This is a genomic window from Alcaligenes sp. YSL9 (assembly GCF_030515105.1).
In the GTDB taxonomy this organism is placed as follows: Bacteria; Pseudomonadota; Gammaproteobacteria; order Burkholderiales; family Burkholderiaceae_B; genus Alcaligenes; species Alcaligenes phenolicus.
In genome coordinates, this window is the sequence record NZ_JALXJU010000004.1 from 35,140 (window position 1) to 46,712 (window position 11,573).

General features: G+C 58.1%; 11 protein-coding genes. 7 read left to right on the forward strand and 4 right to left on the reverse strand.

The window, feature by feature from the left end; all coding sequences use genetic code 11:
- Positions 1-4: 4 nt before the first annotated feature.
- Positions 5-1,972 (reverse strand): long-chain fatty acid--CoA ligase, encoded by a 1,968-nt coding sequence (locus M2Q46_RS16685; RefSeq protein WP_052159208.1) that lies wholly within the window; start codon positions 1,970-1,972, stop codon positions 5-7.
- Between the two features lie 175 nt (positions 1,973-2,147).
- Between M2Q46_RS16685 and M2Q46_RS16690 the strand changes: the two genes are divergently transcribed.
- On the forward strand, positions 2,148-2,834 hold the full coding sequence (locus M2Q46_RS16690) for a Crp/Fnr family transcriptional regulator (RefSeq protein WP_088451464.1): 687 nt from the start codon (positions 2,148-2,150) through the stop codon (positions 2,832-2,834).
- A gap of 29 nt (positions 2,835-2,863) precedes the next feature.
- Here the strand turns inward: M2Q46_RS16690 and M2Q46_RS16695 are convergent, their stop codons facing one another.
- Together M2Q46_RS16695 and M2Q46_RS16700 are read right to left on the reverse strand one after the other, a co-directional pair.
- Positions 2,864-3,832 carry a tripartite tricarboxylate transporter substrate binding protein gene (locus M2Q46_RS16695; RefSeq protein ID WP_009460137.1) on the reverse strand — a complete coding sequence of 323 codons (969 nt, stop codon included), beginning with the start codon at positions 3,830-3,832 and terminating at the stop codon, positions 2,864-2,866.
- Between the two features lie 133 nt (positions 3,833-3,965).
- Complete coding sequence (locus tag M2Q46_RS16700; RefSeq protein ID WP_226349478.1) at positions 3,966-4,670, reverse strand: YggS family pyridoxal phosphate-dependent enzyme; 705 nt, start codon at positions 4,668-4,670, stop codon at positions 3,966-3,968.
- Between the two features lie 194 nt (positions 4,671-4,864).
- On the opposite strand from M2Q46_RS16700, the gene M2Q46_RS16705 reads away from it, so the two are divergent.
- The 6 genes from M2Q46_RS16705 to M2Q46_RS16730 all read left to right on the forward strand — a co-directional run bounded on the left by M2Q46_RS16705 (position 4,865) and on the right by M2Q46_RS16730 (position 10,457).
- Positions 4,865-6,154 (forward strand): Glu/Leu/Phe/Val dehydrogenase, encoded by a 1,290-nt coding sequence (locus tag M2Q46_RS16705; protein WP_026483801.1) that lies wholly within the window; start codon positions 4,865-4,867, stop codon positions 6,152-6,154.
- A gap of 159 nt (positions 6,155-6,313) precedes the next feature.
- A complete protein-coding gene (locus tag M2Q46_RS16710) occupies positions 6,314-7,093 on the forward strand; it encodes an ABC transporter ATP-binding protein (RefSeq protein WP_009460150.1) in 780 nt (259 codons plus the stop codon).
- A gap of 89 nt (positions 7,094-7,182) precedes the next feature.
- Positions 7,183-7,992 (forward strand): transporter substrate-binding domain-containing protein, encoded by an 810-nt coding sequence (locus M2Q46_RS16715; protein ID WP_302357660.1) that lies wholly within the window; start codon positions 7,183-7,185, stop codon positions 7,990-7,992.
- 18 nt (positions 7,993-8,010) lie between these two features.
- The gene (locus M2Q46_RS16720) at positions 8,011-8,724 is read left to right on the forward strand and encodes an ABC transporter permease (RefSeq protein ID WP_009460152.1); all 714 of its coding nucleotides are present in this window, start codon (positions 8,011-8,013) and stop codon (positions 8,722-8,724) included.
- Positions 8,721-9,404 (forward strand): ABC transporter permease, encoded by a 684-nt coding sequence (locus tag M2Q46_RS16725; RefSeq protein ID WP_021447100.1) that lies wholly within the window; start codon positions 8,721-8,723, stop codon positions 9,402-9,404. Before M2Q46_RS16720 ends, M2Q46_RS16725 begins: the two co-directional genes overlap by 4 nt.
- 63 nt (positions 9,405-9,467) lie before the next feature.
- Complete coding sequence (locus tag M2Q46_RS16730; RefSeq protein WP_009460155.1) at positions 9,468-10,457, forward strand: asparaginase; 990 nt, start codon at positions 9,468-9,470, stop codon at positions 10,455-10,457.
- A 125-nt stretch (positions 10,458-10,582) separates the two neighbouring features.
- On the opposite strand, the gene M2Q46_RS16735 is transcribed toward M2Q46_RS16730, so the two are convergent.
- On the reverse strand, positions 10,583-11,509 hold the full coding sequence (locus tag M2Q46_RS16735; RefSeq protein ID WP_302357661.1) for a pseudouridine synthase: 927 nt from the start codon (positions 11,507-11,509) through the stop codon (positions 10,583-10,585).
- Between the last annotated feature and the right edge of the window lie 64 nt (positions 11,510-11,573).

Sequence of the window (11,573 nt, forward strand, 5' to 3'; positions counted from 1 at the left end):
CTCATCATGCGCTCCTTGCTGCTGCGTCTGTCATGCGCTCAATGTGCAGGTCTGCCGAAATGCGACCGCTGCGCCCATCCTCAAACTTCACTTCTGTCTCCACAAACTGCCTGTCCAGGCCATTGAACAGGGCGTCGACCAGAACCTTGTACTTTTGCGCGATAAAGCCGCGACGTACTTTGCGGGTACGGGTCAGTTCATCGTCATCGGGGTCCAGCTCTTTATGCAGAATCAGGAAGGCACTGATGCGCGATCCGGCCAGCTTGGGATCATTAGCCAGATCAGCATTGACCTGAGCCACACAATCCCGAATCAGGGCATAGACCTCGGGTTTGCCGGCCAGATCGGTGTAACCGGCATAGGGCAGGTTGCGACGCTCGGCCCAGTTGCCCACGGCTTCCAGATCAATATTGATAAAGGCACACACTTCCTCCTGGCCATCGCCAAAAGCCACGGCTTCCTTGATGAAGGGGAAAAACTTGAGCTTGTTCTCGATGTACTTGGGTGCAAACAAGGAGCCATCAGCCAGCTTGCCCACGTCCTTGGCACGGTCGATGATCTTTAGCTGACCATCGGTATCCAGATAACCGGCATCACCCGTGTGATACCAACCGTCCTCGGTAAAGGACTCGGCCGTGGACTCGGGATTGCGGTAGTACTCCTTGAACAGGCCGGGGCTGCGCACCTGAATTTCACCGTTATCGGCCACGCGGATTTCCACGCCTTTCACAGGTGGGCCTACGGTGTCGGCACGCACATGGCCGTCTTCCTGGACGCAGACGAATACCGAGGTTTCGGTAGCGCCATAGAGCTGCTTCAGGTTGATGCCAATGGAACGATAAAAGTCGAACAGATCGGGGCCGATGGCTTCACCAGCGGTATAGGCCACACGCACGCGGCTCATGCCCAAGGCATTACGCAAGGGGCCGTAGATCAGGATATTGCCCAGGCCATAGCACAGGCGATCCCACATCCCCACGCCGGGACGCTTGTCCAGAATCTTCACACCCACACGGTGCGCCAGAGACATGAAACGCTTGTACAAGGCGCGCTTCAGGGCACCGGCATCTTCCATGCGGATAGTCACTTGCGTGAGCAAGCCTTCCAGCACGCGGGGAGGCGCAAAGTAATAGGTCGGGCCAATATCATGCAGGTCGATGGACACGGTTTCGGGTGACTCAGGGTGATTCACCGTAAAGCCCGTGACCAGGAACTGCGTGTAGGAAAACATGTTCTGCCCGATCCAGGCGGGAGGCAGATAAGCCAGCACTTCCTCGGCATCGGTCAGCGATTCCAGTTCCTGAATGGCCAGGCCACGATCCACCAGAGCGCCGTGAGTCAGCACCACCCCCTTGGGCTTGCCGGTGGTGCCGGAGGTGTAGAACATGGCGGCAGCATGGTCAGGCGTAATAGCCTTCCAGATACGTCGCACACAGTCCGGATCCCGCGCCAATTGCAGGCGGCCCTGCTCCATGACCTGCTCGATGTATTGCAGCTGCTCTTGCTGATAATTGCGCAGACCGCGTGGGTCGTCATAGATCAGCGCATCCAGATCGGGGCACTGATCCCAGACTTCCAGCAGCTTGTCGACCTGCTCCTGGTCCTCGACCACGGCCACGCGTATGCTGGCATCCAGCAATACGTGCAGCATTTCCTGGGCTACCGCATCCTGATACAAAGGCACGGGCACAGCGCCCAGCATTTGCGCCGCCATCATGGCCAGGTACAGGCGCGGGCGGTTTTCACCGATCACCGCGACGTGCTGACCGTCTTTGACACCCAGCCCGGCCAGGCCCGCAGCCAGTTGCTCGGCCTGTTCGGCCAGCTCCTGCCACGTCCAGGTCTGCCAGATTCCCAGGTCTTTTTCGCGCATGGCAACTTTGTTGCCGCGCACCTGGGCATGGTGTTCTATCCAGGCTGGGAAGGTGCCGGGTAAACCCGCTACCTGCTCTTTATCCATCCGCACAACCATGTCTCCTCCGAATTTTCCCGGCTTGTTATGGTCCAGGAGGCTGCTTATGATTGCGGCAGAAGGCAGATGTTATGCCCTCAAGCTATTTGCAGCCTGTTAATAATCAAGTTATCGGCTGCCCGTCCCGAAGATTGTCACGGACATGACATTCGACCTTTATCGAGGGTTAATCCTCATGCATGTTGTAGATGCTTTATCGGAGCGAGCCGCCTGGTTTCGCTTGTTGACACCCGAGCTGCAAGAGCGTGTCCGCCGCGACACACTGATCACCGCATACGAGGCCGGGGCCATCGTCGAACGCAAGGGAGAACGCGCCACCGCGTGGATTGGCGTGCTCTCGGGTTTGCTCAAAGTGTCGGTGGGAAATTCCGAAGGCAAGATCGCTTCCATGACCGGGGTACCTGCCGGTGGCTGGATAGGCGAAGGCTCCTTACTGAAAAACGAAGAGCGCAAATACGATGTGGTCGCCTTGCGCGACAGCCAGGTGGCCCGCTTGCCCGCCCACAGTTTTAACGATTTGCTGGACCAGAGCATTGCTTTCAACCGCTACCTCCTGCATCAGCTCAATGAACGTGTGGCGCAATTTATCGGCAAGGCGGAATACAACAGCCTGTCTACCCCCGATGCCCGCGTGGCACGCTGTCTGGCAGAGCTGTTCAACCCGCTGCTCTACCCCGGAAAAGGTCTGCGCCTGGACATTACCCAGGAAGAGATCGGCTACCTGGCGCGTGTGTCGCGCCAACGAGCCAACCAGGCCCTGCGCCAACTGGAAAACGAAGGGCTGTTGTTGATCAAGTATGGTGGCGTCCAGGTGCTGGACCTGGACGGCCTGAAACGTTACGGCGATGAATATGCCGCCTGATTATGCGGCCACTGTGGGCCGCATCAAGGTCAATCCATACGGATGCCCGCACGCTCGATAACCGTGGCCCATTCAGCGCGTTCACGCTGGGCGTAAGCCTGGAATTCATCGGGCGTCATGGGCATGGGTTCCACCCCCATCTCGCGAATACGCTGGTCCAGCTCGGGCGTTTTCAGGGCCTGCATCAAGTCCTGGCTCAAGCGTTGACGGGCGCCTTCGTCCATCTTTGGTGGGCCCACCAAACCTTGCCAGGCATAGGCATAGAAGTCGGCAATACCCGCTTCGGCCATGGTTGGCACATCAGGCAACAGACTACTGCGCTCAGGCGTGGCAACCGCCAGCACTCGCAGTTTGCCGGCCTTGATGTTGGATAGCGCTGCGGCGGAATCCACAAAGGACATATCCACCTGGCCGCCCAGCAAATCCTGAATGGCGGGTGCAGCTCCCTTGTAAGGAACGTGCACGATCTTGGTATCCGTGCGCTGCTTGAACATCTCCAGAGCCAAATGGTGTGGAGAGCCACTGCCAGCGGACGAGGACGTCAGCTTTTCAGGTTGTTTACGCGCTGCTTCCAGCAGATCGGCCACGGTTTTATAGGGCGACTCCTGTGGCACTGCCAGCATCAGGGGGAAGCGGGCCAGACCGCCCACATAGGTGAAGGCAGCCGGGTCGTATTGCAGCTTGCTGTACAAAGAGGAGTTAAAGGCCAGCGTGCCTGAATCAGCCGTGCCTACGGTATAGCCATCGGGCTTGGCATTGCTGACGTAGGTTGCGCCAATAATGGTGGCGGCCCCCGGTTTGTTTTCCACAATCAGGGTCTGGCCCAGGCTGCTTTCCAGCTGCTTGGCGACCAGCCGGGCAATCACATCTGAACCGCCACCTGCGGGATAAGGGACTACCCAGGTGACGGCAGACTGGGGCCAGTCTGCTGCCAAGGCCGTTCCTGTCAGGCTGGCGCTTAGCAACAGCACACCGGCTCCAAAGTTCTTCCAATGCATGATGTCTCCTCCATGCGTGTAGACAGCGCTTTTGGCGCTATTTTTTTAAGTTTTAAGCATCCCGTCCGGGATGCGCAGAGACATTATGCGCGGACAGCCCTGCACAGGGCATTAGTAACGATGCGGATATCGATTAGCTGTAATCGCGTGCGCCAAACAGGGCCGAACCCACTCGCACTTCAGTGGAGCCTTCCTGAATCGCCAGCTCGAAGTCGCCGCTCATGCCCATGGACAGGCCTTGCACCTGTTCATGGCCCAACTCCACCAGACGATCGCGCCACTGGCGCAGGCTGGCAAAGCAGGCGCGGACTGCCTGGGGGTCATCGCTATTGACGGCCATGGTCATCAGGCCACGGACCTTCAAGGTATCGAGCGAACGCAGGGACTGCATGAAGGCGGGCAGTTCTTCAGGGACCAAACCAAATTTGCTGGGCTCGGGCGAGGTCTTGACCTGGATCAGCACGTCCAGGCTACGCTGCTCGTTTTGCAGGTGTCGATCCAGGGCCTGAGCCAGGGACAAACGGTCCAAAGACTGTACTTCGCTGGCTAAGCGTGCAATATCTTTAGCCTTATTGCTCTGCAGATGGCCTATCATCACCCACTGCACCGCGCGATCGGCCAGCTCTGCCTGCTTGTCTCGAATCTCCTGAACCTTGTTCTCGCCCATTCGCGACAGGCCCAAATCCAGGGCTTGAGCCAGCACGGGCACAGGAAAGGTTTTGCTTACCGGTAAAAGAGCCACCGCATCAGCAGGGCGGCCGGCCTGCAAGCAAGCCTGTTCGATACGTTGGCGCAATTGCGCCAAGCGACCAGAAAGGGAAGAGTCAGAAGAAGCCATCAATGCACACGCACCCAGATAAAACCATCGCAAACGCTGCAAACACAACAGCGGCCATTTCCGATAGCATAACTGTTGCACACGGCCACCGCTAAGCCCATCCACAGCGTGTTTGCCAGGTTCTGCGTCTGTGCGCAATCACACGTCTTCACTGTGTACTCGTATCCCGTTTCCCCAACCTTATCGAGGAGCTCATGACAGATCGTCCCACCCATGCTTTGCCGTCATACCTGAACGCCGACGACGTCGGCCCGTGGGGTATTTATCTCGAACAAGTGGAGCGAGTCACTCCGTATCTGGGCAAACTGTCCCGATGGGTTGAAACACTCAAGCGCCCCAAGCGCACGCTGATTGTCGACGTACCCATTGAACTGGATAACGGCACCGTGGCCCACTTCGAGGGCTACCGCGTTCAGCACAATACTTCCCGTGGCCCAGGCAAGGGCGGCGTGCGCTACCACCAGGATGTCACCCTGTCCGAAGTGATGGCTCTGGCTGCCTGGATGTCGATCAAATCGGCTGCCGTGAACCTGCCATTTGGCGGTGCCAAGGGCGGTATTCGTATTGACCCGCGCAACCACTCCCAGGCCGAACTGGAGCGCATCACCCGCCGCTACACCAGCGAAATCGGTGTGATTATTGGCCCCAACAAGGACATTCCAGCCCCGGACGTGAACACCAACGCCCAGACCATGGCCTGGATGATGGACACCTACTCCATGAATGTCGGTGGCACCAGCACCGGCGTGGTCACCGGCAAGCCTGTCTCACTGGGCGGTAGCCTGGGCCGTGTGGAAGCCACTGGCCGCGGCGTGTATACCGTGGGTTGTGAAGCGGCCCGCGACGCCGGTATCGACCTGAATGGCGCCCGCGTCATTGTGCAAGGCTTCGGTAACGTGGGTGGCACCGCTGCCCGCCTGTTCCAGGAAGCCGGTGCCAAGGTGCTGGCCGTACAGGATCACACCGGCACGGTATACAACCCCAACGGTCTGGACGTACTGGCCTTGCTGAACCACATGGAACAGCACAAAGGTCTGGCCGGAGCGCCCAATGCCGAGGCCATTTCCAACGAAGACTTCTGGCATATCGAAACCGATCTGCTGATCCCGGCCGCGCTGGAGGGCCAGATCAACAAGAACAATGCCGACCGCATCCGCGCCCGCATTGTGATCGAAGGCGCCAACGGCCCCACCACCCCGGAAGCCGACGACATCCTGAACGACAAGGGCGTGACCATTGTTCCGGACGTGGTGGCCAACGCCGGTGGCGTGACCGTGTCCTACTTCGAGTGGGTCCAGGACTTCTCCAGCTTCTTCTGGACCGAGGACGAGATCAACAACCGTCTGGAAATGATGATGCGCTCGGCCTACACCACGGTGGCGGCGGTTGCCAAAGAGCACAACGTCACCTTGCGTACCGCTGCCTTTATCGTGGGTTGCGCCCGCATTCTGGAATCTCGTCAGGTACGCGGCCTGTATCCATAAGGTCATAAGGCGGCGTACCCGGTTTATGCCGCTTTTTATGAGCAAAATACAGCGCTTGTGCAAAAAAAACAGGGGGAAAGCGGTAGAATCGGGGCATCCAGGATATGACACCCGTATGAAACCCTTACCCCCTTTCTCTTTGACCGCAAGGACGTTGCTGTGAATAACAATGACCTGAACGCGGCGGTCCAGGTACGCGACATCCACAAACGCTTTGGCACCAACGAGGTGCTCAAGGGTATTTCCCTGCAAGCTCACAAGGGCGATGTGCTCTCCATCATTGGAGCTTCCGGCTCGGGCAAGAGTACCCTGCTGCGCTGCATTAACCATCTGGTCGTCCCCGATCAGGGCGAAATCCAGATCGGCAATGACATTTTGCGCAGCCATCGCAATCGCAAGGGCATTTGCCAGACAGACAATCCGCGCCTGCTGGAACAAGTCCGCGCCCGCTTGGGGATGGTGTTTCAGAACTTCAATCTGTGGTCGCACCGCACGGTGCTGCAAAACGTCACCGAAGGCCCCATCCATGTCAAAGGCCGCCCGGCCCGTGAAGCGGCTGAATACGCCCGCGAACTGCTGGGCAAGGTGGGCCTGAGCAACAAATGCGATGCCTACCCGGCCGAACTGTCCGGTGGTCAGCAGCAGCGCGTGGCCATTGCCCGTGCCCTGGCCATGGACCCGGATGTCTTGCTGTTTGACGAACCGACTTCGGCGCTGGACCCGGAAATGGTGGGCGAAGTACTGCGCGTGATTCGCCAACTGGCCCAGGAAGGCCGCACCATGATCCTGGTCACCCACGAAATGAATTTTGCGCGTGACGTCTCTTCCGAGACCATTTTCATGCACAACGGCCTGATTGAAGAACGTGGCCATCCCAAAGATCTGTTCGATAGGCCACAATCCGAGCGTCTACAGCAGTTTCTACAACCAATGCAGTAAGATCATCGCTTCGTGAATACGACACAGGCTGGAAAACCAGCAGGGCCAATACGGCCCTCACCAGCCTTTCCACAAAGGAGAGCCAGACCATGAGTTTCCTCAGCAAGACCCTGATCTGTGCCAGCCTGGCCCTGTTGGGCTCCCAGGCTGCAATGGCAGACACCCTGAAAATCGGTACCGAAGGCGGTTACCCACCATGGAGCATGGTGGACGCAGCCGGTAAAGTCACCGGCTTTGACGCCGACGTGGGCGCTGCCCTGTGCAAGGAGCTGAACAGCGATTGCAAATTCATCGTGCAAGCCTTTGACAGCCTGATTCCTTCGCTGGATGCCAAACGCTTTGACCTGATCATCTCGGGCATGTCCTACACCCCCGAGCGTGCCAAGCGCGTGAATTTCAGTATTCCTTACGCCGTTGAAGACGCCATTTTCGTTCTGCCCAAGAACAGTGAACTGGTCGGCGCCGACAACGAACAAGCTATTTTTGATGGCCTGGCTGGCAAAACCATTGGCGTTCAAGGTGGCACCACTCACGGCGCTTTCCTGTCCAAGAAAGCCCCCAAGACCACCGTCAAGAACTACGAGACCCTGGACCAGATGCAAATCGATCTGGACGCCGGTCGTCTGAACGGCACCTTTGCCGACCTGACCTCCCAGTCCAAGTTCCTGCATAAAGTCGGCGAGGAAAACTTTGCCCTGTCCAAGCTGGTCATCAAAGGCTCTTCCGACCCTGAAACTCTGGGTTATGGCATTGCCGTCGGTATTCACAAAGACAATGCAGAACTGAAAGCCAAGGTTGACGCTGCCCTGTGCAAGCTGATCGACGATGGCACCGTCAAGACCGCCAGCGAAAAGTGGTTTGACATCGACATCGCCAACTACGAGATCTGCAAGAAATAAGTCGAGAAGTACCACTTGATGCTAGAGACCATTTTTAATGTGCTGCGCGAAGGCTGGGGCTGGATGTTCCTTCGCGGAGCAGCAATGACCTTGCTGATCTCCGTTTTGGGCATGGCCCTGGGCGTAGTCATTGGGATTACAGGAGCCAGCATCAAGACCAACGGGCCACGCTGGCTGCGTGGCCCCGTTAGCCTGTACACCACGGTTGTTCGCAGTATCCCCGAGCTGCTCATCATCTACCTGCTGTTTTTTGGCTCGGTCCAAGTCGTCTCCGATCTGGCCGATTTCATGCGCATGGAAGATGTGATGACGCGCTGGTTCCCCGCACTGGTCGGCATTTTGGCCATTGGCCTGATTGCAGGCTCGTACAGCGTGGAGGTGTTTCGCGGTGCCTTGCAAGCCATTCCCGAAGGCCAGATCGAGGCCGCCAAAGCCATTGGCATGTCCCCCTGGCAGCGCCTGCGCCGCATTATCCTGCCGCAAATGTTCTGGTACGCCCTGCCCGGCGCCAATAACGTCTGGCAAACCGCACTGAAAGACACGGCTCTGATCTCCCTGGTGGGTCTGGTCGAGATCATGCGGGCCGCGACCCTGGGAGCTGCCAACACGCGCGAACCCATGGCCATGTACCTGATTGCAGGCGTGCTTTATTTTCTGATTGGTGCCTGTAGTCAGGCCCTGTTTTTGCTGGCCGAACGCTATACCGGCAAAGGCATGAGAGCCCAGGCATGATTGATCTGGAATTATTCAATACCACCGTTGAAACCCTGTTCAAGGGGTTCGGCATGAGCGTCTATATCGGTCTGTGGGGCATTGTGCTGTCGCTGTTCATCGGCCTGTCACTGGCCCTGATGCGCCAGTCCCATAGCCGCATTTTGCGCAGCTTTGCCTTTAGCTACAGCACGGTATTTCGTGGCACCCCATTGCTGGTGCAGTTGTTCCTGCTGTACTACGGTGTGGGCACCCTGAGTTTTGTAAAGGACTCACCCACGTTGTGGTGGCTGTTCAGCGACGGCATGCGCTGCGCGATTCTGGCCATTGGTCTGAACAGTGGCGCCTACGTCAGTGAAGTCTTCCGGGGCGGTTTTCAGGCTGTGCCAGTGGGCCAGATCGAGGCAGCCAAGTCCATCGGCATGTCCGCCTGGATGCGCTTTCGTCGCGTGGCGTTTCCTTTGGCGATTCGCCAGGCCTTGCCCGCATACAGCAATGAAATTGTGCTGGCCATCAAAGGCACCAGTCTGGCCTCGACCATTGCCGTCATGGACCTGACCGGTCATGCCAAACGCTTGATGAACCAGAACTACGCCATCATCGAGACCTTTGTTATTGCGGGTCTGCTGTACCTGCTGATCAACTTTACCCTGCTATCGGTGGTGCACCTGGTCGAGCGCTGGTTGAAAGTGCGCCGTTAAACCGGCGCCACCCCAGGCTCTCCGCACCCCGTAGCGCAACAACTGGACGCGGAGCACCCTCACATGCCGACTCGCCCCAAACTGGCCCTGGTAGGCACCGGCGGCACCATTGCCGCCACAACCCAATCCAATCTTGGTCTGACGGACTACGACATCACCCAGGGCGTAGAAACGCTATTGCAAGCCGTGCCCGGTATCACCGAGCTGGCCGATCTGGAATGCCATCAGATTTTCAACGTGGACAGCCGGGCCATGGGCTCGCTGATGCTGCTGGAGCTGTCCCACAAGCTCAATGCTCTGCTCGCACGACCGGACATCAACGGCGCGGTCATTACCCACGGCACCGATACGCTGGAAGAAAGCGCTTTTTTCCTGCACCTGACCCTGAAAACCGACAAACCCGTGGTTATGGTGGCGGCCATGCGCCCGGCTTCGGCCTTGAGTGCGGACGGGCCACTGAATCTGTATCAGGCCGTGCAAGTGGCCTGCTCTTCGCTGGCACAGGATCAAGGTGTACTGGTACTGCTGAACGACCAGATACACAGCGCCCGTTTCCTGAGCAAGCAACACACCACTCAGACCAGCGCCTTCGGTTCACCCGATGCCGGCCCCTTGGGTCTGGTTGCAGGCGGGCAGCCGCGCTTCATGATGCGTACGCTGCTGCCCCATACGCACAGCAGCCTGTTCGATGTGCGCTCTTTGCACAGCCTTCCTAAAGTGCAGATTTTTTACGATCACCCCGATACTTTGGCCGAACTGTACCGCCACGCCGCACAAAGCGGTGTGCAAGGCATTGTGGTGGCGGCGACTGGCAACGGCAGCCTGACCCCCGGAGCCTTGGAAGGTGTCAGCCGGGCACACCGATTAGGCGTGGTGTGTGTGCGGGCTTCTCGCATCCATGCAGGACCTGTGACAGACAGTGCGTATGACCAGGATCACAACACCATTGCCGCGCATTACTTGCCTGCTCAAAAGGCCCGAATTTTATTAATGCTGTGTCTGGCTGCTCAACTGGAGCACGATGAGATAGAGGCGGCTTTCCGCGACTATTAAGGTTCGGGCTTTCGCCGTCGTCCCTTGGACTAGCTGGCTAGATAAAGGGCACCAGCAGCAAGACTGGCTGTGGCTGTGGCTGTGGCTGTTCGGCAATAGCGTACTCAAGCGCAATGCCAATAGGCTCAAGCCAATTCCAGCTGCCGCTGACTGCTGAGGCGTCTTTGCTCACCCGTTATGGGGTCCACAAAGGCAATGTGCCGAGCCAGCAACTGCAAGGGCTGGCTGAAATCGTCCGCGTCACGCTCCGGCAACAGTTCGGGGTAGAACACATCATTGATAATAGGTGCCCCCAGGCTGCTCAAATGCACGCGTAACTGGTGCTTGCGGCCACTTTTGGGACGCAGGCGGTACAAGGCCAGCTCCTGACCCTGCTCACCCTGCCAGTGGCGTTCGCAAATAATTTCGGTGCTGCTATTGGCCTCGCCCTCAACCTCACACATGACAAACTTGCCGGGCACTTCTTTCATGCAGCTGCTGTACAGCAGCCCATTTGCCAGCTTTTCCTGAAACGGCGCGACCGCTTCATATTCTTTCTCGATCCCGCCCTGCTGAAACAGGGACTGGTAGGCCCCGCGAGCCGCAGGATCACGACAAAACAGCAAGATACCCGCCGTTTCCCTGTCCAGCCTGTGAATGGGGCTGATGCCATCCTCTCCGAAGTCCCGCCGCAGACGAGTCAGCGCGGTTTCGTACAAGTAGCGACCGCCCGGCGTTGTAGCCAGAAAGTGCGGCTTGTCCACAGCAATCAGACGCTCATCTGCGTATAGAACGGGCATATCGAAAGGGACGACCGCTTCGTTTTCCACCATGCGGAAGTACCATAACCAACGATCGGGCTGATAAGGCGAACCAAAATGTTGCGGCACCCCGTCCTGATCCAGAATGTCGCCTCGTGCCAGCCTGTCCAACAGAATCTCGGGGCTGACATGGGGGAAGCGTTCCAGCAAGAACTCCTCCAGCAAGTTCCAGTGCCCGCGCGGGCACCATACTTTGCTGGGGCTGACCCCACCGCGCGAAGGGACAGGCGGCGCACTTGTTGTTGGTGTCATTACAAAAACCAAATAGAAAATGGCCCGCTATTGCAGCGGGCCAGACATCCAGAGCCATCAGTGT